23 protein-coding genes are annotated in these 22,210 nt (G+C 54.6%); 11 read left to right on the plus strand and 12 right to left on the minus strand.

Going from position 1 to position 22,210, the window contains the following annotated elements; translation table 11 throughout:
• Positions 1-318 precede the first annotated feature (318 nt).
• Positions 319-1,128: a sugar-phosphatase gene (yidA, locus tag VI01_RS10520; RefSeq protein ID WP_045815077.1), complete on the minus strand. Its 810-nt coding sequence runs from the start codon at positions 1,126-1,128 to the stop codon at positions 319-321.
• Positions 1,129-1,332: 204 nt separating this feature from the next.
• On the opposite strand from yidA, the gene VI01_RS10525 reads away from it, so the two are divergent.
• Positions 1,333-1,689 carry a type II toxin-antitoxin system RelE/ParE family toxin gene (locus VI01_RS10525; protein ID WP_045815078.1) on the plus strand — a complete coding sequence of 119 codons (357 nt, stop codon included), beginning with the start codon at positions 1,333-1,335 and terminating at the stop codon, positions 1,687-1,689.
• The gene (locus VI01_RS10530) at positions 1,682-1,987 is read left to right on the plus strand and encodes a helix-turn-helix domain-containing protein (protein WP_038643950.1); all 306 of its coding nucleotides are present in this window, start codon (positions 1,682-1,684) and stop codon (positions 1,985-1,987) included. Before VI01_RS10525 ends, VI01_RS10530 begins: the two co-directional genes overlap by 8 nt.
• 46 nt (positions 1,988-2,033) lie before the next feature.
• Here the strand turns inward: VI01_RS10530 and gyrB are convergent, their stop codons facing one another.
• From gyrB to dnaA, 4 genes are all read right to left on the minus strand, one after another.
• Positions 2,034-4,442, minus strand: a complete 2,409-nt coding sequence (gene gyrB / locus VI01_RS10535; RefSeq protein WP_038643951.1) for a DNA topoisomerase (ATP-hydrolyzing) subunit B — start codon at positions 4,440-4,442, stop codon at positions 2,034-2,036.
• Positions 4,443-4,459: 17 nt separating this feature from the next.
• A complete protein-coding gene (recF, locus tag VI01_RS10540) occupies positions 4,460-5,545 on the minus strand; it encodes a DNA replication/repair protein RecF (protein WP_045815079.1) in 1,086 nt (361 codons plus the stop codon).
• 172 nt (positions 5,546-5,717) lie between these two features.
• A complete protein-coding gene (gene dnaN / locus VI01_RS10545) occupies positions 5,718-6,818 on the minus strand; it encodes a DNA polymerase III subunit beta (RefSeq protein ID WP_034830010.1) in 1,101 nt (366 codons plus the stop codon).
• 5 nt (positions 6,819-6,823) lie between these two features.
• Positions 6,824-8,224: a chromosomal replication initiator protein DnaA gene (gene dnaA, locus VI01_RS10550; protein WP_034830012.1), complete on the minus strand. Its 1,401-nt coding sequence runs from the start codon at positions 8,222-8,224 to the stop codon at positions 6,824-6,826.
• 232 nt (positions 8,225-8,456) lie between these two features.
• Here dnaA and VI01_RS25585 point away from each other — a divergent pair, with 232 nt between their 5' ends.
• From VI01_RS25585 to VI01_RS10570, 7 genes are all read left to right on the plus strand, one after another.
• A complete protein-coding gene (locus VI01_RS25585; RefSeq protein WP_197079583.1) occupies positions 8,457-8,633 on the plus strand; it encodes a hypothetical protein in 177 nt (58 codons plus the stop codon).
• A 191-nt stretch (positions 8,634-8,824) separates the two neighbouring features.
• Complete coding sequence (gene rpmH / locus VI01_RS24900; RefSeq protein ID WP_000831330.1) at positions 8,825-8,965, plus strand: 50S ribosomal protein L34; 141 nt, start codon at positions 8,825-8,827, stop codon at positions 8,963-8,965.
• 14 nt (positions 8,966-8,979) lie between these two features.
• Positions 8,980-9,339, plus strand: coding sequence for a ribonuclease P protein component (rnpA, locus tag VI01_RS10555; RefSeq protein ID WP_034830013.1), 360 nt, complete (start codon positions 8,980-8,982; stop codon positions 9,337-9,339).
• A complete protein-coding gene (yidD, locus tag VI01_RS24905; RefSeq protein WP_007893564.1) occupies positions 9,303-9,560 on the plus strand; it encodes a membrane protein insertion efficiency factor YidD in 258 nt (85 codons plus the stop codon). The genes rnpA and yidD overlap by 37 nt, the downstream gene beginning before the upstream one ends.
• A gap of 2 nt (positions 9,561-9,562) precedes the next feature.
• Positions 9,563-11,209 (plus strand): membrane protein insertase YidC, encoded by a 1,647-nt coding sequence (yidC, locus tag VI01_RS10560; protein ID WP_045815080.1) that lies wholly within the window; start codon positions 9,563-9,565, stop codon positions 11,207-11,209.
• 83 nt (positions 11,210-11,292) lie between these two features.
• Positions 11,293-12,657 (plus strand): tRNA uridine-5-carboxymethylaminomethyl(34) synthesis GTPase MnmE, encoded by a 1,365-nt coding sequence (mnmE, locus tag VI01_RS10565; protein ID WP_045815081.1) that lies wholly within the window; start codon positions 11,293-11,295, stop codon positions 12,655-12,657.
• 175 nt (positions 12,658-12,832) lie between these two features.
• Positions 12,833-13,423 (plus strand): malonic semialdehyde reductase, encoded by a 591-nt coding sequence (locus tag VI01_RS10570; RefSeq protein ID WP_038643955.1) that lies wholly within the window; start codon positions 12,833-12,835, stop codon positions 13,421-13,423.
• A 43-nt stretch (positions 13,424-13,466) separates the two neighbouring features.
• Here the strand turns inward: VI01_RS10570 and VI01_RS10575 are convergent, their stop codons facing one another.
• Positions 13,467-13,976 carry a flavin reductase family protein gene (locus VI01_RS10575; protein WP_034830017.1) on the minus strand — a complete coding sequence of 170 codons (510 nt, stop codon included), beginning with the start codon at positions 13,974-13,976 and terminating at the stop codon, positions 13,467-13,469.
• A gap of 291 nt (positions 13,977-14,267) precedes the next feature.
• Here VI01_RS10575 and VI01_RS10580 point away from each other — a divergent pair, with 291 nt between their 5' ends.
• Positions 14,268-15,017, plus strand: coding sequence for a 4'-phosphopantetheinyl transferase superfamily protein (locus VI01_RS10580; protein ID WP_045815082.1), 750 nt, complete (start codon positions 14,268-14,270; stop codon positions 15,015-15,017).
• A 31-nt stretch (positions 15,018-15,048) separates the two neighbouring features.
• Here VI01_RS10580 and VI01_RS10585 read toward each other — a convergent pair whose 3' ends face one another.
• Entirely contained in the window at positions 15,049-16,362 is a 1,314-nt protein-coding gene (locus tag VI01_RS10585) for an NCS2 family permease (RefSeq protein WP_038643959.1), read from the minus strand.
• 150 nt (positions 16,363-16,512) lie between these two features.
• Between VI01_RS10585 and yieH the strand changes: the two genes are divergently transcribed.
• Positions 16,513-17,172 carry a 6-phosphogluconate phosphatase gene (gene yieH, locus VI01_RS10590; protein ID WP_045815083.1) on the plus strand — a complete coding sequence of 220 codons (660 nt, stop codon included), beginning with the start codon at positions 16,513-16,515 and terminating at the stop codon, positions 17,170-17,172.
• A gap of 234 nt (positions 17,173-17,406) precedes the next feature.
• Here the strand turns inward: yieH and VI01_RS10595 are convergent, their stop codons facing one another.
• From VI01_RS10595 to pstC, 5 genes are all read right to left on the minus strand, one after another.
• The gene (locus VI01_RS10595) at positions 17,407-18,645 is read right to left on the minus strand and encodes an MFS transporter (protein WP_045815084.1); all 1,239 of its coding nucleotides are present in this window, start codon (positions 18,643-18,645) and stop codon (positions 17,407-17,409) included.
• Between the two features lie 119 nt (positions 18,646-18,764).
• Positions 18,765-19,499, minus strand: a complete 735-nt coding sequence (gene phoU / locus VI01_RS10600; RefSeq protein ID WP_038643963.1) for a phosphate signaling complex protein PhoU — start codon at positions 19,497-19,499, stop codon at positions 18,765-18,767.
• Positions 19,500-19,513: 14 nt separating this feature from the next.
• Positions 19,514-20,287 (minus strand): phosphate ABC transporter ATP-binding protein PstB, encoded by a 774-nt coding sequence (gene pstB / locus VI01_RS10605; protein WP_034830029.1) that lies wholly within the window; start codon positions 20,285-20,287, stop codon positions 19,514-19,516.
• A gap of 44 nt (positions 20,288-20,331) precedes the next feature.
• A complete protein-coding gene (gene pstA, locus VI01_RS10610) occupies positions 20,332-21,219 on the minus strand; it encodes a phosphate ABC transporter permease PstA (RefSeq protein WP_045815085.1) in 888 nt (295 codons plus the stop codon).
• A complete protein-coding gene (gene pstC, locus VI01_RS10615; RefSeq protein WP_038643966.1) occupies positions 21,216-22,178 on the minus strand; it encodes a phosphate ABC transporter permease PstC in 963 nt (320 codons plus the stop codon). The genes pstA and pstC overlap by 4 nt, the downstream gene beginning before the upstream one ends.
• Positions 22,179-22,210: the final 32 nt, after the last annotated feature.

Genomic DNA, 22,210 nt, shown 5'->3' on the forward strand with positions numbered 1-22,210 from the left:
CACATAATAGACAATCCATGGGCGCATAATTGAGCTCCGACGCAATCGAGCTGCGCATGGGGTGGGGCATTACCTATGAAGGATCAGTGCGTACTCGGCAGAAACTGAGAAGCTCGCTCGTTGGGTGATCATTCATGGTGTAGCAATGCGCACTGTGCGGAAACTGGACTGACCGTTCGCTGGTTCATCATTTGTGGAGTATGCATACACGTAAACCGGAACGATCATTCGTTGTGTCGGCATTGATGGCGACCGATGGGCATTTGCAGGATGAGTTCAGAGAGGCGGACAGCTGCGCGCTGCCCGCAAAAGAAAGGATTACAGCACCAGCTCTTCAATGGCATGCGCGACGCCATCTTCCATATTGGTTTTGGTCACGAACTGCGCAATGTTTTTGACTGAATCAATGGCATTGCCCATCGCGACGCCCGTTCCCGCGTACTCAATCATCGCCAAATCGTTTTCCTGATCGCCAATCGCCATCACTTCCGACTGTTGCAGGCCGAGTTTGTCCGCCAGCATTTTCACGCCGTAGCCTTTATTGACCAGTGGATTGAGAATTTCGAGGTAGTACGGTGCACTTTTCAGGATGGTGTAGCTGTCACGCGCACGCGCAGGCAGGCCAGCAATCGCCTTATCCAGCAGATGTGGCTTGTCGATCATCATCAGTTTCGGGAAGCGTGTGGCCGGGTCCATCTCTTCCACCGCGCGGTAGCGTACCGGAATGCCGGTCAGGCTGGCTTCATGGATGGTGTATTCGCTGATGTCTTTATTTGGCGTGTAGAGGAAAGATTTGTCGAACGCCTGGAAATGCACACCGAGGTCGCGCGCCAGCTGCTCAAGGTAGAGATAGTCATCAAAACTGAGCGTCTGTTCAGCCACCACGTCGCCGCTATCCGCGCTGTGCACCAGCGCACCATTGTTACTGATGCAATACTGGCCGGGCTGCTGCATATCCAGTTCCATCAGGTAGCGCTCGACACCTACAAATGGACGGCCAGTCGCCAGCACGATAGAGACACCTTTATCGCGTGCACGACCAATGGCCGATTTCACCGCTGCCGTCACTTCGTGCTGCGGGTTAAGTAGCGTGCCGTCCATATCGATCGCAATCAATTTTATCGCCATAACATCCTCGGTTAAGTCAGAGTTTGTTTAATGCTAGCGCGATTCAGCTCACATTGACCAGTTAATCGGCAACGGAGGGGGAGGTTAGTTTGTGTTGTCGCTTCCACGTCAGCACGTTGACCTTTTACAATCGGGAGGCGACTTGACTATATAAGCTATTGCTTATAAATTTATATAAGCAATCACTTATATGGAGATTGCGTTATGTGGCAGGTCCAACTAACCGAACCGTTTGAGGAGTGGTTGCTCCAGCAAGATAGTGGCTTAAGAAAACGCGTCGCGGCAGCATTGTTAAACCTTCAGCATTATGGCCCATTGCTCCCCCGCCCCTACGCTGACACGGTGAGCGGATCGCGCTTTCACAATATGAAAGAGCTCAGGGTGCAATATGCGGGTCACCGTATTCGCGCGTTTTATGCGTTCGATATTCAGCGTAAAGCTATCGTGTTGTGTGCTGGAGATAAAACGGGTGATAAGCATTTTTATCAGCGCATGATTGAATCTGCCGATGAAATTTTTTCCTGCCACCTGGCTGATCTGGAGGGTAAAGCAAATGACTGACCTTAAAGACTTTTTGAATGACGCCTTTTCTGCCTCTGAACGTGCTGACATTCAGCAAATGGCTGATGAGCTGATCCTGGAAACCGGATTGCAGCTATTGCGCGAGGAGTTGGAGCTGTCACAAAAAACAGTGGCTGAAGCGATGGGGGTGAAGCAACCTCGTATCACACAGATTGAACAAGCGGGAGCCGATCAGCGCCTGATTACTATTAAACGTTATATTGAGGCGATGGGTGGAAAACTCAGCTTGTTGATTGAAATGCCGGACGGATCCGTAGGCAGGACGATTCGGGTTTAAACAGCTAAAAAAAACCCTTCCAGGTATGGAAGGGTTTTTGTTCACATCAGATATCGATGTTAGCGGCTTTCAGCGCGTTCTCTTCGATGAAGGCGCGGCGCGGTTCAACCGCATCGCCCATCAGCGTGGTGAACAGCTGGTCAGCCGCGATGGCGTCTTTGATGGTGACGCGCAGCATGCGGCGGCTATCTGGATCCATGGTGGTTTCCCACAGCTGCTCTGGGTTCATTTCGCCCAGACCTTTATAGCGCTGGACTGACAGACCACGGCGTGACTCTTTCACCAGCCACTCAATTGCCTGCTCGAAGCTGGTCACTGGCTGACGGCGATCGCCACGTTCGATAAACGCATCTTCTTCAATCAGGCCGCGCAGTTGCTCGCCCAGACCACAGATTTTGCGGTATTCCGGTCCATCAATGAACTCGCTGTCCATCGGATAGTCGGTATCTACGCCGTGCGTACGCACACGTAATACCGGTTCGAACACGTTCAGTTCGCTGTTGGTGCGTACGTGCGCCATATAGCTGCTGCCGTGCGCTTCGCGCTCGGTCAGGTATGCAACTAAACCTTCAATCCAGCCTTTAACCGCGGCTTCATTGCTGAGATCGCTGAGGGTTGGATGGTAGATCAAGCCACGCAGCATTGCCGTTGGGAAGCGGCGTTCCATACGCTTGATCATGCGCTGGGTGCTGTTGAAATCACCCACCAGATTTTCCAGCGGCTGGCCGCCGAGCGCCGGTGCGCTGGCGTTGGTGTGCAGTGTTGCGCCATCAAGCGCGATAGCGATCTGGTACTGATCCATCGCTTCGTCATCTTTAATGTACTGTTCTTGCTTGCCTTTCTTCACTTTGTACAGTGGCGGCTGCGCAATATAAACATGACCACGCTCGACGATTTCCGGCATCTGACGATAGAAGAAGGTCAACAGCAGCGTACGGATGTGCGAGCCGTCGACGTCGGCATCGGTCATGATGATGATGCTGTGATAACGCAGTTTGTCCGGGTTGTATTCGTCGCGTCCGATACCACAACCGAGTGCGGTGATCAGCGTAGCCACTTCCTGAGAAGAGAGCATCTTGTCGAAACGCGCTTTCTCTACGTTGAGGATTTTACCTTTCAACGGCAAGATCGCCTGGTTCTTACGGTTACGTCCCTGCTTGGCAGAGCCGCCCGCTGAGTCCCCTTCCACTAAGTAGATTTCAGACAGTGCAGGGTCACGTTCCTGACAATCCGCCAGCTTGCCCGGCAGACCCGCTAAGTCCAGCGCGCCTTTACGACGGGTCATTTCACGGGCGCGGCGTGCCGCTTCACGTGCACGCGCGGCATCGATGATTTTGCCAACCACGATTTTCGCGTCTGACGGGTTTTCCAGCAGGTATTCGCTCAGCAGTTCGTTCATCTGCTGCTCAACCGCAGATTTCACCTCAGAAGAGACCAGCTTGTCTTTGGTCTGTGAGGAGAACTTCGGATCCGGTACTTTCACCGAGACGACAGCAATCAGGCCTTCACGCGCATCATCACCGGTGGCGCTGACTTTGGCTTTTTTGCTGTAGCCTTCTTTGTCCATGTAAGCGTTCAGCGTACGCGTCATTGCCGCACGGAAGCCCGCAAGGTGTGTACCGCCATCACGCTGTGGAATGTTGTTGGTGAAGCAGTAGATGTTTTCCTGGAAACCATCGTTCCACTGCAGCGCCACTTCCACACCAATGCCGTCTTTCTCGTTAGAGAAATAGAACACGGTTGGGTGAATCGGGGTTTTGTTCTTGTTGAGGTACTCAACAAACGCCTTGATACCGCCTTCGTAGTGGAAGTGGTCGCTCTTGCCGTCACGCTTGTCTTCCAGACGGATAGAGACGCCTGAGTTCAGGAACGACAATTCACGCAGGCGTTTTGCCAGGATGTCGTATTCGAATTCGATCACGTTGGTGAAGGTTTCGTAGCTCGGCCAGAAACGGACGCGCGTACCGGTGGCTTCGGTTTCACCGGATACCGCCAGCGGTGCCTGCGGCACGCCGTGCTGATAAATCTGCTGATGCACTTTACCTTCGCGGCGAATGGTCAGTTCCAGCTTCTGCGACAGGGCGTTAACCACTGACACGCCCACGCCGTGCAGACCACCGGACACTTTATACGAGTTATCGTCGAATTTACCGCCGGCGTGTAACACGGTCATGATCACTTCTGCCGCAGACACACCCTCTTCCGGGTGAATGCCGGTCGGAATACCACGGCCATCATCCTGAACAGACACAGAATTGTCCGCATGGATGGTGACGACGATGTCACTACAGTGACCCGCGAGCGCTTCGTCGATTGCGTTATCCACGACCTCGAATACCATGTGATGCAGACCGGTGCCGTCATCGGTATCACCGATATACATACCCGGGCGTTTGCGTACCGCATCAAGCCCTTTAAGGACTTTGATACTTGAGGAGTCATAAGAATTCGACATCAACGTTTCTCGCTCATTTAATCTTCAGGTTGAACCGCTATTTTACCCTGTTCCACGCGGAACATCTTGCCCTTTTCGTCACTCATGTCGATTACATGTTCGACACCAATGGCGCTGACAAATACCTGAGCCTGCGTGGCTTTCAGGCGCTCGGCAAGCAACCGACGACGCGAATCGTCCAGCTCCGAGGCGAAGTCATCAATCAGGTACAAACAGCGACGTCCGCTGCTGCGCGTCAGATATTCACCCTGCGCTAAACGCAGTGCACACATCAGCAGCTTTAATTGACCGCGTGAGAGTAAATCTTCCACCGGCGTGCCTTCCGCACGGATACGAAAATCCGCTTTGTGCGGGCCGCTGGCGGTATAGGTGAGCGCGCGATCGCGCTCGAAATTACGTTCCAGCAGTTCGGCAAAATCGCTCTCTTTATCCCAGCCGCGCTGAAACGAAAACGACAACTCAAACTCTGGTAAAAACTGACTGCAGGTAGCGATGATCTCTTTCGAGATCGCCGCACTGTACTCGGCGCGCCACTGGCTAATCTGTTCGGCCAGCGGCACCAATTCTTGATCCCACGGGCGAATTTGGCTGTAACGCGAAACTTGTCTCAGCGCGGCGTTACGCTGTTTCATCAGACGCCGTAGATTATTCCAGGCATTGAAGAAACCGGTTGCGGAGTGGAAACAGCCCCAATCAATATAAGCTCTACGATATTTGGGGCCGCCATTGAGCAAAGTAAACCCTTCCGGCGTGATCAACTGCATCGGCAGCAACTGCGCCAACTCCGCCACTTTATGACCATCACTGCCGTCGATGCGCACTTTGCTATCACCGGCGCGATTTTTGGTCAGCCCCACGGCCAATTCGCGCTCGCTGCCTTCAATTCTTCCGTGCAGGACAAACGCATCCTGATCGTGACGAATCACGCGTCCAGCCTGCAAACTGCGAAATGCGCGGCCATGTCCGAGGGTGTAGATGGCCTCCAGCACGCTGGTTTTACCGCTGCCGTTAGCACCCACGAGGAAATTAAAACCTGGTGCCAGCGTGAGATCGGCCTGCTCGATGTTGCGGAAATCTTTAATCAGGAGGCGGGTTAAAGCCATGAATCATTCCAGCCAGAAGGGGGTTGCCTAACATTATCAATCCAGGCCGTCGGCGGCGCAGGCAGTCTGGTCACGGCCAGCGCGCAGGCCCTGGGAGCATACTGAAGTATGTGACCAGGGGCGAGCACTGCCCGAGACCAGAATGGCAAGTAAGCCAGGCCGATATTTTCTACTACAAGCGCATGGGCATGACTACATATGCCGCCGCTGGGCTGGCAACGTCTTCAATCTGCACACTCGAAACCGAATCGGTCAGCAGCAACCGCACGTTTTCGCACTTCAGCGCATTCAGCACATCCAGCACGTAACTCACGTTAAAGCCAATCTCCAGTTCAGTGCCGCTGTACGACACATCCAGCATCTCTTCCGCTTCTTCCTGTTCAGGGTTATTGGCGGTGATCTTGAGCTGATTCTCGGTGATATAGATGCGAACACCGCGGAATTTCTCATTGGAGAGAATCGCTGCACGGGCAAACGCCTGTTTCAGCAGATCGCATCCCGCTTCCAGCGCTTTGTCCGGGTTTTTCGGCAATACACGGCGATAATCCGGGAAACGGCCATCAACCAGCTTAGAGGTAAAGATAAAGTCACCAACGTGGGCGCGAATGTTGCTGCTGCCGATCTGTACCTGCAGCGGAGTCTCGCCGCCATCAAGCAAACGGACTAGTTCAATCACACCTTTACGTGGCACGATCACCGAATGGTTAGGCAACGCCTGGCCAATCGGCATGGAGCATACCGCCAGACGGTGACCATCGGTGGCGACGGTGCGCAACTCTTCACCTTCGGTCTCAAACAGCATGCCGTTGAGGTAGTAACGCACATCCTGATGCGCCATCGAGAACTGGGTCGCTTCAATCAGACGTTTCAGCGTGGCCTGTGGCAAGGTGAACTCCACCTCGCTCTGCCAGTCATCCAGATTAGGGAAGTCAGTGGCGGGCAGCGTCGATAAGGAAAAACGGCTGCGGCCAGAACGCACCAGCATTCTGTCACCTTCCAGCGTCAGGCTAATTTCCGCGCCCTCTGGCAAACCGCGACAGATATCGAGGAATTTACGCGCGGGCACGGTGGTCGCACCGGGCTCGTGGGGCTGCGTTAATGCAACGCGGGCCACCATCTCCATTTCCAAATCGGTGCCGGTCAGACGCAGTACGCCTTCACTCACCTGCAACAGTAAATTTCCGAGGATCGGTAAGGTCGGACGTCCACCAAGCGGGCCGCTAACCTGTTGCAGTGGTTTCAGCAACTGCTCACGTTCTACAATAAATTTCATATGCGTCAGGAAGATAATGTTCGAATGAGGTTAGAGAAATCTTCTTTGATGTCGTGGCTCTCTTCACGCAACTGCTCAATTTTACGGCAGGCATGGAGCACGGTGGTATGATCGCGGCCACCAAACGCATCGCCAATTTCCGGCAGGCTATGGTTGGTCAACTCTTTCGCCATTGCCATTGCCATCTGACGCGGGCGTGCCACCGAGCGCGAACGGCGCTTCGACAGTAAATCCGCGACTTTGATCTTGTAGTATTCGGCCACCGTTTTCTGGATGTTATCGATGGTGACCAGCTTTTCCTGCAGCGCCAGTAAATCGCGCAGCGCTTCGCGCACGAAATCGATGGTGATCGCGCGGCCGGTAAAGTTGGCATTGGCGATGACGCGGTTCAGCGCCCCTTCCAGCTCACGCACATTGGAGCGCAGACGCTTGGCAATAAAGAAGGCGACTTCGCCCGGCAGACGAATATCGTTTTCATCCGCTTTCTTCATCAGGATCGCCACACGCGTTTCCAGCTCAGGCGGCTCGATCGCGACGGTTAATCCCCAGCCAAAGCGCGACTTCAGGCGATCTTCAACACCATTGATCTCTTTTGGATAGCGATCCGAGGTCAAAATGATCTGCTGATTGCCTTCCAGCAGGGCGTTAAAGGTATGGAAAAACTCTTCCTGCGAGCGCTCTTTATTGGCAAAGAACTGAATGTCATCGATCAACAGTGCATCGACGGAGCGGTAATAACGCTTAAATTCTTCAATGGCGTTGTTCTGCAGCGCTTTTACCATGTCCTGCACAAAACGTTCTGAGTGCATGTAAACCACTTTGGCATTCGGCTTGCGCGCAATAATGCCATTTCCCACCGCATGTAACAGGTGAGTTTTACCTAAACCGGTTCCGCCATAAAGGAAGAGCGGGTTGTAAGCACCACCAGGATTATCCGCCACCTGACGTGCCGCCGCGCGCGCCAGCTGGTTAGATTTACCTTCAACGAAGTTATCGAAGTTATGGCGGTTATTCACATTTGAGCGGTAGGTGACATCCGCCGGAGCGGGCACTGAGTCCCAGCTTGGACGCAAGATTTGCGCCGGAGCAGGACGGTTTTCAACAGGAGCAGGGGTGCTGTAAGCCGCCATAGCAGGCTGGCTGGCTGCAACCTGCGCAGCCGGGCGCGTGCCTACTTCAAAACGCAGCAAAGGCACATTCGGACCGCAGAATTCATTCAGCAGCCCATTAATACTATTGAGATATTTATCCCGAACCCAGTCGAGTACAAACCGATTTGGTGCATACAAGGTCAGCGTATTGTCGTTTAATTCAGCTTGCAGCGGACGAATCCACATGCTGAATTCGGTGGCAGGAAGCTCATCCTGCAAACGGGCAAGACACTGTTGCCAAAGCGTAAGTGACACGGCGGACTCCACTCGTACAAAATCGATAAGAATTTCAGGCGCTAATAATAGAAACTGTCTTTTTTGACACAGGCGATCAGAAAGCGCCTGCGACCGCTATCCGCGGTAGTCATCCCCGGCGATCGCAGTGAGGATCGTCAGCGGAAGGGCGGATCATAGCGCAAAGCGGCACAGAGATCTTCCCTTTCTACACAGTTTTGATCCAATTTATCCACAGGCTAGTGAAGCGCTAATGAGTTTACGCTTTCTGTGGAAAAAGCGAGCGGGGATCTTGCTGAAAGAGGCAATTTTTCTGGTCGCCTCTCGTTTCCGCGCAATAAATCTGCAAATTGATCGCAAGAAGATCCTGCGCGATCCTTGCGCTTTACCCTATAGCCCGTATAATTCCCCACCCGGCATTATCGCGTGAAGCCTTGATGCCCGGAATCAGCGGGCTGTATCTGGTTTCCAGGTGCCGCGAACTGCGAAGTAAATTGACTCTGGACTGTACAATTATTACAATCCCGCCTCTTTATTAAAGACACATTGAGGCGTAGGTCGATTTACTGGCCCGAAAACGCGTCACCCAGTGAAAATTTTCAAGTTTAGGTAGAAATCGCCATGAAACGCACTTTTCAACCGTCCGTACTGAAGCGCAACCGTTCACACGGTTTCCGTGCTCGTATGGCAACAAAAAATGGTCGTCAGGTTCTGGCACGTCGTCGTGCTAAAGGCCGTGCTCGTTTGACCGTTTCTAAGTAATAAAGCTAACCCTCGTGGTTAAGCTCGCATTTCCCAGGGAGTTACGTTTGTTAACTCCCACTCATTTCACTTTCGTCTTCCAGCAGCCACAAAGAGCCGGTACGCCGCAAATCACCATCCTCGGCCGCCTTAACTCGCTGGGGCATCCCCGCATCGGTCTTACCGTCGCCAAAAAGCATGTGAAACGCGCCCATGAACGCAACCGGATCAAGCGATTGACCCGTGAAAGCTTTCGTCTGCGCCAACACGAGCTGCCTGCGATGGATTTTGTCATCGTGGCGAAAAAGGGGATTGCTGACCTCGATAACCGTGCGTTAACGGAAGCGTTGGAGAAATTATGGCGTCGTCACTGTCGCCTGGCTCGCGGCTCCTGATCGCCCTGATACGCGTTTATCAACGCGCCATCAGCCCACTACTTGGACCTCATTGTCGGTTCCATCCCACCTGCTCGCAGTATGGGATTGAGGCATTACGTCGTTTCGGCGTCGTAAAAGGTAGTTGGTTGACGATAAAACGCGTATTAAAATGCCACCCTTTGAACCCGGGTGGTGACGATCCTGTGCCGCCAAAAACCTTTGATACCAGAGAACATTAACGATGGATTCGCAACGCAATCTCTTTCTCATCGCTTTTCTGTTCGTGTCTTTTATGATCTGGCAAGCCTGGCAGACGGACCACGCTCCGCAGCCACAGCAGACTCAGACCACGCAGAACACAAGCAGCGCAGCGGGTGATGCCGCCTCTTCCGGCGTGCCGGCTAGCGGTCAGGGCCAAACGATCACCGTTAAGACTGATGTCCTGTCACTCAGCATCAATACTCGCGGTGGCGATATTGAGCAGGCACAGCTGCTGACTTACCCAGACAAACTGGGTTCAGACGCACCGTTCCAGTTGCTGGAAACCACCCCTGCCTTCGTTTATCAGGCGCAGAGTGGCTTAACCGGTCGTAATGGCCCGGATAACCCGAACAATGGCGCTCGTCCGCTGTTCACCACCACTCAGGATCACTTCGAGATGGCCGATGGCCAGACCGAGCTGCATGTACCACTGACCTGGACCGATGAAAAAGGTGTGGTTTATACCAAAACCTTCGTGTTCAAGCGTGGCGACTTCGCGGTTAACGTTGACTACAACATCAATAACGCCTCGCAGCAGCCGCTGGAAGTGTCGATGTTCGGTCAGCTGAAGCAGACCATTGATCTGCCGAAGCACCGTGATACCGGCAGCAATAACTTTGCCCTGCACACCTTCCGTGGCGCAGCGTACTCGACCAGCGAAGCGAAATACGAAAAATACAAATTCGATACCATCGCGGATAACGAGAACCTGAACGCGACCACCAGCAATGGTTGGGTGGCGATGCTGCAGCAGTACTTCGCCACAGCATGGGTGCCGCGTACTCAGGGTAACAACACCCTGTACACCAGCAACCTTGGTAACGGCGTTGCGGCAATCGGTTATAAATCTTCACCGGTGACCGTGGCAGCCGGCGCACAGCAAGACCTGGGCGCAACCCTGTGGTTGGGGCCGGAAATCCAGGACAAAATGGCGGCTATCGCGCCTCACCTGGATCTGACCGTAGATTACGGCTGGTTGTGGTTCATCTCTCAGCCACTGTTTAAGCTGCTGAAGTTCCTGCACAGCTTTATCGGTAACTGGGGCTTCTCGATTATCGTTATCACCTTCATCGTTCGTGGCATCATGTACCCGCTGACCAAAGCGCAGTACACCTCCATGGCGAAGATGCGCATGCTGCAGCCGAAGATTCAGGCCATGCGTGAGCGTCTGGGCGATGACAAGCAGAAGCAGAGCCAGGAAATGATGGCGCTGTACAAGGCAGAGAAAGTGAACCCGCTGGGCGGCTGCTTACCTCTGGTTATCCAGATGCCAATCTTCCTGGCCTTGTACTATATGCTGTCAGGTTCGATTGAACTGCGTCATGCACCGTTCATTCTGTGGATTCATGACCTGTCCGCGCAGGATCCGTACTACATTCTGCCGGTTATCATGGGTATCACCATGTTCTTCATCCAGAAGATGTCACCGACCACCGTGACCGATCCGATGCAGCAGAAGATCATGACTTATATGCCGGTTATCTTTACCGTGTTCTTCCTGTGGTTCCCTGCGGGTCTGGTGCTGTACTACATCGTCAGTAACCTGGTGACCATCCTCCAGCAGCAGCTGATTTATCGCGGGCTGGAAAAACGTGGTCTGCACAGCCGCGACAAGAAGAAAGCGTAACGTCTGACTGCAACAGCAGCAGCGTATACTCAAGGGGCGGCATTTATGTCGCCCTGTTTTTTTATGTGAAAAGAGAGAAAGACATGAGCCACAGCGACACTATCGTTGCCCAGGCGACACCTCCCGGCCGTGGCGGCGTCGGCATTCTGCGTATTTCCGGCGCCAAAGCCGCTGACGTCGCGCAAGCCGTGCTCGGCAAATTGCCGAAACCGCGCTATGCCGACTACTTGCCGTTCAACGATGCGGATGGCAGCGTGCTGGATCAGGGGATTGCGCTGTGGTTTCCTGGCCCCAACTCTTTCACTGGCGAAGATGTGCTGGAGCTGCAGGGGCACGGCGGCCCGGTGATTCTGGATCTGTTGCTGAAACGCATCGTGGCGCTGTCGGGTGTGCGTATCGCCCAGCCGGGTGAATTCTCCGAACGTGCGTTCCTCAACGACAAACTCGATCTGGCGCAGGCGGAAGCGATCGCCGACCTGATAGACGCCAGTTCAGAGCAGGCCGCGCGTTCCGCCGTGAATTCACTGCAAGGCGCATTTTCCCTGCGCATCAATGCACTCGTGGAAGCACTCACTCACCTGCGCATCTACGTGGAAGCCGCTATCGACTTCCCGGATGAGGAGATCGATTTTCTGTCTGACGGCAAAATCGAAGGTCAGCTAAATGCGGTGATCGGCGACCTTGATAACGTGCGCGCCGAAGCGCGTCAGGGCAGCCTGCTGCGTGAAGGAATGAAAGTGGTGATTGCTGGTCGTCCTAATGCCGGTAAATCCAGCTTGCTGAATGCCCTCGCCGGTCGTGAAGCCGCGATTGTCACCGATATCGCTGGCACCACGCGTGATGTGCTGCGTGAGCATATTCATATCGACGGCATGCCGCTGCACATCATCGATACTGCGGGGCTGCGTGAAGCCAGTGATGAAGTGGAGCGCATTGGAATTGAACGCGCCTGGCAGGAAATCGAGCAAGCCGATCGCGTGCTGTTTATGGTGGATGGCACCACCACCGACGCCACAGAAGCGGCCGCAATCTGGCCTGATTTTGTCGCACGTTTACCGGCACAACTGCCCATTACCGTGGTGCGTAACAAAGCCGATATGACCGGCGAAGTGCTGGGTCTGACAGAAGTGAATGATCACTCACTGATTCGCCTCTCTGCGCGGACGGGGGAAGGCGTGGATGCACTGCGCGACCATCTGAAACAGAGCATGGGCTTCTCTGGCAATATGGAAGGTGGCTTCCTGGCACGCCGCCGCCATCTGCAGGCATTGGAGTTAGCAGCCACTCACTTACAGCAGGGTAAAGACCAGCTGCTGGGTGCATGGGCCGGTGAACTGCTGGCGGAAGAGCTGCGTCTGGCGCAGCAGGCACTGAGCGAGATCACCGGTGAGTTTACCTCCGACGATCTGCTCGGCCGGATTTTCTCCAGCTTCTGTATTGGGAAGTAATCCTCCCCCTGTTTCCCCCATCACTGTTTGGTTGGGGGAAACATGCGTCTTTGTTATTTGGCACCCCCTCTCCTTTGCAGTATAACGATCGCTGGCCCGTGCTAAAGCGTACCGGGCTCACCCACGATTGATGCTAAATATTAGGCGCAAGTTGCTGCCTGAACAGGAGAGAAACATGAGTACACCGCTCGACAGCGTGGCGCTGAACGCGCTGTTCAATGACGCTCGCACCCACAGCTACTGGCAGGACAAACCGATTTCTCATGATGTGCTGCAGCAACTCTACAGCCTGACCGCGCTCGGCCCGACTTCAGCCAACTGTTCACCGGGACGGTTCGTGTTTGTCACTTCGCAGGAAGGCAAAGAGAAGCTGAAACCTGCACTCTCCTCTGGCAACGTGGACAAAACCATGGCAGCACCGGCAACGGTGATCGTGGCGTGGGATCCTGAGTTCTATGAAGCGCTGCCCAAACTCTTCCCGCACGGTGATGCACGCAGCTGGTTCACCAGCAGCCCGGATCTGGCGAAAGAGACGGCCTTCCGCAATAGCAGCCTGCAGGCAGGATATTTAATTCTGGCGGCACGTTCGCTGGGGCTGGATGCCGGCCCGATGTCCGGTTTTGACCCGTCAAAAGTCAATGAAGCCTTCTTTAGCGAAAGCAAATGGCAGGTGAATTTACTGATTAACCTTGGCTACGGTGAAGCCAGCAAACTGCATGCGCGTTTACCGCGCCTCGGCTTTGATGAAGCCAGCAAATTTGCCTGATTGATTCCAGGCGTCGGGCATTGCGCGACGCCTGTCACTCACATTAGCCCAGCGAGTGAAAACCGCTATTGAAGTACACCATCGGCTCCGCCGCTTCACCTGGCAGTGAAATGCCAACGATGCGCGCCAGCAGCACGCTGTGCGTATTCCACTCCACCACTTTCTCCAGCTGGCAGTCAAAACTCACCAATGCATCAGCCAGCACCGGTGCACCGGTGTTCAGCGTTTGCCACTCACCGCTCTGGAAGCGTTCTGCGCGACGTGCAGACTGACTGAACTGCGCGCATAAATCGTCATGCTGTTCACGCAAGACGTTCACAGCGAAATGGCCAGCATTCACAAATGCGTCGTGGCTGGATGCACTACGGTTAACACACACCAGCAGGCTTGGCGGCTCGGCAGCCAGTGAGCTAACGGAGGTCGCAATCAGACCCAGCTTTTCGCCCTGAAACTCGGTGGTCACTAAAGAAACGCCTGCGGTCAGGCGGCGCATACCATGACGAAATTCATCAAGTGAGATTGATTCCTGGCGAGTAAGTGAAGTTACTGACATAAAAAAACTCCGACGTGCATGCTGCTGCGATGGGCACGATTATCTTGAGGTGGATTGTTCACGCACTTCGATGTGCTTTGGGTTGCCCAAATCCTACACTACCTCAGACTTTACGGCACCCTATCCGCGCAAAATCAGCAAAAGCGTTATATGCAAATTCATCGGATGGGATTAGCCGTCGCTTCGGTCTTATCTGATTTTTGGTCATTCCATGTTATGCCGGATGCAAACCTCTGAGAAAATTCCTACAATAGCCCTGATGATTATCTGACCATTTTCACGGAGCGACAGATGGCTAGTCATTTTGTACGTTGGATGGGTAACTCGCCGCTCTCTTCAGAGCAGTTGCGGGTTCCACAGGATGTGATTAACAGCGCCGAGCGCTTCCCTGACAAGCGCCGTAGCCGTTTTCTTGCCGCACGCGAATTGCTGGCTCAGCTCATGCTGCGTGTTTATGGCATTCGTGAACTCCCGCCGCTTGTGACCACCAGCAGCGGACGTCCTTGCTTTGCCGATCCAAACCTCCCTGACTTTAGTATTGCTTACGCCGGTAATATGGTTGGTGTGCTGCTGGCGGAAGAAGGCGGGCGGGCGGGATTGGATATGGAGATTGTCCGCGCCCACAGCCGTCAGACGCAGGACACGCTCACGCAGGATCTCTCATCCGGTGAGAAGGCGTGGATCAACGCGCAGCAGGATTTCATGGAAGCGGTGACGCAAATCTGGACGCTGCGCCAGAGCATCCTCAAATTAACGGGTGAAAGTGAAAACGGTGCCGGTTCGCTGCAGTTGCACCCTGCTGCCGGCCGTCTGCGCTCCAGCGTGTTTCCGGATATTCAGGCGGTATGTGATGCCGAGCCGATGCTGGTGTGGTCGTGCGCGCTCTCTCCGGGCACTGAGCGCTTATGCCTGTGGGAGATTGATGCACAGCAGCAATGGCAGCCATTGCGCGACGTTGAAATGAGCAAACCGAATATTGGCCCGCGCTCGCTGCGTCTGACCAGCCTCACTCCCACACCGCAAGAAATCGGACATCTCTAACAAAACAGGCCGCAATCGCGGCCTGTTATTTTTAGTGCGCGTCGATAAACGCGATTTTTAGCACAAACAACAGGGCAACAATCACCACGCACGGGCTGATTTCACGCCAGCGTCCTGTGCCAAGCTTCATCACACAGTACGAGATGAAGCCCAGCGCGATACCTTCGGTGATCGAGAAGCTGAAAGGCATCATCGCCGCCGTGACAAACGCCGGGACCGCTTCGGTAAGATCGTCCCAGCGCACGCGTGACAGCGATGCCGTCATCAATACGCCAACGTAAATCAGTGCTCCAGCGGCCGCATAGGCCGGCACCATCGCAGCCAGCGGCGACAGGAACATCACCAGCAGGAACAGAATGCCGGTGATCACCGCCATCAAACCGGTGCGGCCACCAATCGCCACACCTGAAGAGCTTTCGATATACGCCGTCACCGAAGAAGTGCCGATCAGCGAACCGGTCACCGAGCTGATGCTATCGACATACAGCGCCTGCTTCATGCGCGGGAAAGTGCCCTTTTCATCGGTCAGTCCGGCCTTATCGGTGACACCGATCAGCGTGCCGGAAGAGTCGAACAGGTTGACCAGCATAAAGGAGAAGATCACTCCCGCCATACCGATGTTGAACGCCCCTTTGATATCGACCTGACCCACCACCGATGTCACTGCCGGCGGCGCGGCAAACACACCGCTGAATTTCACATCGCCAATGGCTAAGCCAATCGCCGTAGTGACCACAATTGATACCAGCACTGCCGCGTGGATATTGCGTGAGGCCAGAATCGCGATAATGAAGAAGCCCAGCGCCCCCAGCAGTACGCTATGCGAGGTCAGATTCCCGACCGTCACAATGGTGTCGGCATTCGGCACGATGATACCGGCGTTTTTCAGCCCCATCATAGCGATAAACAGGCCGATACCGGCGGTGATGCCGACGCGCAGGCTCATTGGGATGTTGGCAATCATCCAGTAACGTACGCGCAGCAGCGTGAGGATCAGCAGACCGAGCGCCCCCCAGAAGATCGCCCCCATGCCAACCTGCCATGAGTAACCCATGGCGCCAACCACCACAAACGCGAAGAAAGCGTTCAGCCCCATCGCCGGTGCCAGTGCCACCGGCAAATTCGCCACCAGCCCCATCAGGATGCTGCCAAAGGCCGCTATCAAACAGGTGGTGACAAACACCGCCTGGGTATCCATGCCTGCCGCGCCCAAAATTTGCGGGTTTACAAAGACGATGTACACCATCGTCAGGAAAGTCGTGAAACCGGCGATCACTTCGGTGCGCGCGGTTGTGCCGTGTTCCTGCAGCTTAAAGATGCGCTGCAACAAGCCCTGATTGTTCATTCAACTGTCCCGGAAAAAAATTTATCGCCGCGTATCCTATAGATTTTAGCCGGGCAAAACACTGATTATTCGCAAACGGTTGCCGGGGTCGCTTTCTGCGCTGAGTGCGCTAGAGTGTCAGCTGGTTGTTTAATAAAAGGATGATGTGCGATGTCAGTTGAATGTGTGTTTTTCGATTGCGACGGTACGCTGGTCGACAGTGAAGTGATCTGTACGCAATCTTACGTCAACACCTTTGCCCAATACGGTATTGAGCTCTCTTTGCAGCAGATGTTTGAGCAGTACAAAGGGGTTAAGCTCTATGACATCGTGCGGGATGTACTGGCGCAGCATCAAATCGACGTTCCCATCGAAGAATTCGAAACCGCCTATCGCGCTGATGTCGCCCGCCTGTTTGACCTCGACCTGAAGCCGATTGCCGGTGCCAAAGCGCTGGTGGAAAGCGTGAAAGTGCCGATGTGCGTGGTATCGAACGGGACAGTGAAGAAGATGCAGCACTCGCTGGGGTTAACCGGCATGCTGCCATACCTCGAAGGTCGGCTATACAGCGGTTATGACATTAATCACTGGAAGCCCGATCCCGAGTTGATGTATCACGCGGCGGAGCAAATGCAGGTGCCGATTGAGAAGTGCATTCTGGTGGATGATTCAGAGGCCGGTGCGCGTGCGGGGATCGCGGCGGGCATTCCGGTATTTTACTACTGCGCTGATGCGCACAATCCGGAGTTGGATCATCCGCTGGTGACGCGCTTTGACGATATGGCGCAATTGCCAGCGCTGTGGCGCGCAAGGGGTTGGGATTTGGTGTAAACCCAGGGCGGCATGAATGTCGCCCCTGCAGAAACCGGCGCAGGATGTCCGGGCAATGCATGATTCAAATCGACTGACCACAAAAGTGTTACCTCTATGGTCGGTCTGATCTGTTCCCTGTGTGCCCGGTGGAACCTGGTGCTGCCCCTACAGAGGCCGGTGTGCGATTTTGAACAGTTCGCAGGTAAGATCTAATCGGGTGCGCATTTATGCGCACCAGGTAACCTAAACGCCTTAGCCAATCGCGCCCAGCGAATCCTCGTTACTCTGCTTCTTCGGCAGCAGGAACAACGTCGCCACGATATCCAGCAGGTAAATCAGCGCCAGCAAAGTGATGGCCGCAGTAAAGGATATTTGCGCCGCCAGCAGACCAATCACCAGTGGACCAAAGCCGCCGACACCGCGTCCAAGGTTGAACAACACGTTCTGCGCGGTTGCGCGCGCCTGAGGTGGGAAGGTGTCCGAGATCAGCGCGCCGTAACCGCCAATCATGCCGTTCACAAACATCCCCATGATCGCGCCGGTAAACAGCATGACGGTAGGATCGCGCAACTGCGCATACACCACCACCATGGCGACCGCGCCAAACTGGTACAGCAGAAAGATTTTCCAGCGCGCGAAGCGATCGGCCAATACGCCAAACAGCCAGATACCAAAGGTCATGCCCACCACGGTCACCGCCGTCCACAAGCCGGATTTGGTCAGGCTAAAACCAAAGCTGGATGAGAGGTAACTTGGCATCCAGATCATCAGACCGTAGTAGCCGAAATTCTGCACCGAGCAGAGAATAAAGATGCCCAGACTGGCTTTGCTAGTGGCGCGATCGGCAAACAGCAGTTTGATACGTGCGGCGAACGACAGCTGCGGTGTTTTTTCCACGTGACGCGTGAAGCCTTCCGGCTCGCCCATACTGCGACGAATCACAAACGACACCAGCGCAGGCAGTAAGCCCACCAGGAACATGCCGCGCCAGCCAATCACGCTCAGCAATGGCGGCGTGATAAAGGCGGCCAGCAGCACACCGAGCTGCCAGCCAATGCCGACCCACGCCGAGGCGCGATTGCGCTTCTCTTTCGGCCAGGCTTCCGCAATCAGCGCCATGCCAATACCAAACTCACCGCCTAAGCCCACACCCGCCAGCGTGCGGTAGGCCAATAGATCCCAGTAGCCCTGCGCCACCGCGCACAGCCCGGTGAAGATTGAGAACATCAGTATCGTCACGGTAAGAATACGGATACGACCATAGCGATCGCTGAGATGACCAAACACAATGCCACCGATCACCGCGCCGATCAGCGTCCAGGTGACCAGCGAACCGGCCTGAGAGGGATCGAGCGCCAGCGAGACGCTGATTGCCGGTAACATAAAGCCCAGAATTAACAGATCGAAGCCGTCCATCGCATAGCCACTAATGGCAGCAACCATCGCTTTTGCCGGCGTCACGGCATTTTTTTTCGTTATTGGGGAAGACATTTAACAGCACCTGGCAGAAAAAAGTGCGCCAAGTATAAAGAGAGGGAATCGCGGAGACCAATCAGAAATGAAGATGGCTGCCTGTTTACCACAGTGGCAACAGGCAGCCGAAACGGCAATTAAGAGGGTTTATTGCTGCCGTCATCACCTGACAGCAGTTCATCCAGCTTGTCGCCGCCAACGTGACGGAAATCCTGACCTTTAACGAAATAGAAGATAATTTCGCAGATGTTCTGGCAACGGTCACCGATACGCTCGATAGCGCGGGCACAGAACAGCGCCGTCAGTACACTTGGGATGGTGCGTGGATCTTCCATCATGTAGGTCATCAGCTGACGCACAATGCCTTCGTACTCTTTGTCGACCTTCTTATCTTCACGATAGATCTTAATGGCTTCATTCAGATCCATACGCGCGAAGGCATCCAGCACGTCGTGCAGCATCTGCACGGTGTGGCGACCCAGAGACTCCAGACTCACCAGCAGCGGCAGGTGCTGCTGGCTGAACTTCTCCAGCGCCGTGCGGCTGATTTTCTCAGCGACGTCACCGATACGTTCCAGCTCAGAGATGGTCTTGATGATTGCCATCACCAGGCGCAAGTCGCTGGCGGTAGGCTGACGTTTGGCGATGATGCGCACGCAGGCTTCATCAATCTCCACTTCCATCATGTTGACCTTCTGGTCACCGTCGATCACGCGACGTGCCAGCTCGCCATCCTGGTTGTGCATCGCGGTAATGGCATCGGTAAGCTGCTGCTCCACCATGCCACCCATGATCATCACCTGAGTGCGAATGTGTTCCAGCTCCGCGTTGAACTGACCGGAGATGTGTTTGTTCAGATTCAAATTGTCCATGTGCGTCTCCTGAATCAGCCGTAACGACCGGTGATGTAATCTTCGGTCTGCTTCTGCGCGGGCTTGGTAAACAGTGTATCGGTATCGCTGAATTCGATCAGCTCGCCCAGATACATGAAAGCGGTATGGTCAGAACAACGCGCGGCCTGCTGCATGTTGTGCGTCACGATCACCACGGTGTAATCCTGCTTCAGCTCGGTGATCAGCTCTTCAATACGACCGGTAGAGATCGGGTCGAGGGCTGAGCATGGCTCATCCAGCAACAGCACTTCCGGGCGAATCGCGATGCCGCGTGCGATGCACAGACGCTGCTGCTGACCGCCGGAGAGACTGTAACCGCTCTGATGCAGCTTGTCTTTGGTTTCATTCCACAGCGCTGCTTTGGTCAGCGCCCACTGCACACGCTCGTCCATATCGGCACGTGACAGCTTTTCAAACAGACGTACGCCAAACGCGATGTTGTCATAAATCGACATCGGGAACGGCGTTGGCTTCTGGAACACCATGCCCACGCGTGCGCGCAGCAGGGCGATATCCTGATGGGAAGCCAGAATATTGTCGCCATCCAGCAGAATGTCACCTTCAGCACGCTGCTCAGGGTAGAGCGAGTACATTTTGTTGAAGGTGCGCAGCAGGGTGGATTTACCACAGCCTGATGGTCCGATGAAGGCGGTGACCTGGTTCTTCGCGATATCCAGGTTAATGTTCTTCAGAGCGTGAAACTTTCCGTAATAGAAGTTCAGATTGCGAACCTGAATTTTACCGGCAGAAGTCGTTGCCATACTCATTGCTCATCTCTCATGTGCAGCGCCGCCGAAGCCGCGCCGGGAAATTAATGTTTGCCCTTGGCGAAAACCACTCGCGCGACAATGTTCAGCAGCAGCACGCACAGGGTAATGATCAACACACCCGCCCATGCCAGGCTTTGCCACTCGGCAAACGGGCTCATGGCGAATTTGAAAATCGTCACCGGCAGGTTGGCGATCGGCTGCATCATGTCGGTGCTCCAGAACTGGTTCGACAGCGCAGTAAACAGCAGCGGTGCGGTTTCGCCCGCGATGCGTGCCACGGCCAGCAGCACACCGGTGATAATCCCGGATACCGAGGCTTTCAACGTGATGGCAGAAATCATCTTCCATTTCGGCGTACCCAGTGCATAAGCCGCTTCACGCATGCTGTCTGGTACCAGTCGCAGCATGTTTTCCGAGGTACGAATCACGATAGGAATCTGCAACAGCGCCAGCGCCACCACACCCGCCCAGCCAGAGAAGTGCTGCATCTGTGCCACCACGATGGTGTAGACAAACAGGCCCACCACAATCGACGGTGCTGACAACAGGATGTCATTGATGAAGCGAATCACTTCCGCCAGCCAGTGTTTACGGCCATATTCGGCAAGATAAATACCGGCCATGATGCCCAGCGGCGTACCGATCACCGTTGACCACAGAATCAGTAATCCACTGCCCGCCAGGGCGTTGGCTAAACCACCGCCTGCGGTGTTCGGTGGCGGGGTTGATTCGGTGAACAGTGACCAGCTCAGGCCATCGATGCCTTTGGTGACGGTAGTGAACAGAATCCACACCAGCCAGAACAGGCCAAAGGCCATGGTCAGCATCGACAAGGTCAGAGCGATTTTGTTTTTGGTACTGCGCCACGTCTGCATTTTGCGGCGAGACGCTTCCAGCTCAGCGCGAGCCTGCATTTCAATAGCTGTCATGAACGGGCTCCTTCACTCTTCGCCAGACGCAGGATCATCAGTTTAGAGATCGCCAGCACGATAAAAGTAATCACGAACAGGATCAGACCCAGTTCCATCAGCGCGGCCACGTGCACACCCGACTCGGCTTCAGCGAATTCATTCGCCAGCGCAGAGGTGATGCTGTTGCCCGGCATAAACAGCGAGGCGCTGTCGAGCTGGTAGGTGTTACCGATGATAAAGGTCACCGCCATGGTTTCACCCAAAGCACGACCCAGACCGAGCATCACGCCACCGATTACGCCGTTTTTGGTGAACGGCAGCACGATGCGCCAGATCACTTCCCACGTGGTGCAACCAATGCCGTAAGCGGACTCTTTCATCATTACTGGCGTCTGCTCAAACACATCACGCATCACCGAAGCAATGTACGGGATGATCATGATGGCGAGAATGACACCTGCCGCCAGAATACCGATACCGAATGCCGGGCCTGAGAACAGGGTGCCCACAATCGGAATGTTCGACATCACGTTGCCGACCGGCGTCTGGAAGTACTCAGCGAACAGCGGGGCGAAGATGAATAGGCCCCACATGCCGTAAACGATACTCGGGATCGCGGCCAGCAGCTCAATCGCGGTACCCAGCGGGCGACGCAACCAGTTTGGCGCCAGTTCCGTCAGGAACAGCGCAATGCCAAAGCTCACCGGCACAGCGATGATCAAGGCAATGATGGAGGTGACGAGGGTGCCGTAAATCGGTACCAGCGCACCAAATTGTTCGTTTGGCGCATCCCAGGTTTTGGTCCATAAGAAGGAAAAACCAAATTTTTGGATGCTTGGCCAGGAGGAGAAAATCAGGGAGACGATAATGCCACCCATCAACAACAACACGATAAGCGCGGAAAGTTTCACCAGCGCGCCGAAAATCATGTCACCTTGTTTACCTGGGGCTTTGAACGTCGGCTTAGTGGCAGCCATAAGTTTCTCGGTTCTCAGAGGAAGTTCAGGGC

Origin of the sequence: Pantoea sp. SM3, from assembly GCF_000963995.1 — a bacterium.
In the GTDB taxonomy this organism is placed as follows: Bacteria; Pseudomonadota; Gammaproteobacteria; order Enterobacterales; family Enterobacteriaceae; genus Pantoea; species Pantoea rwandensis_B.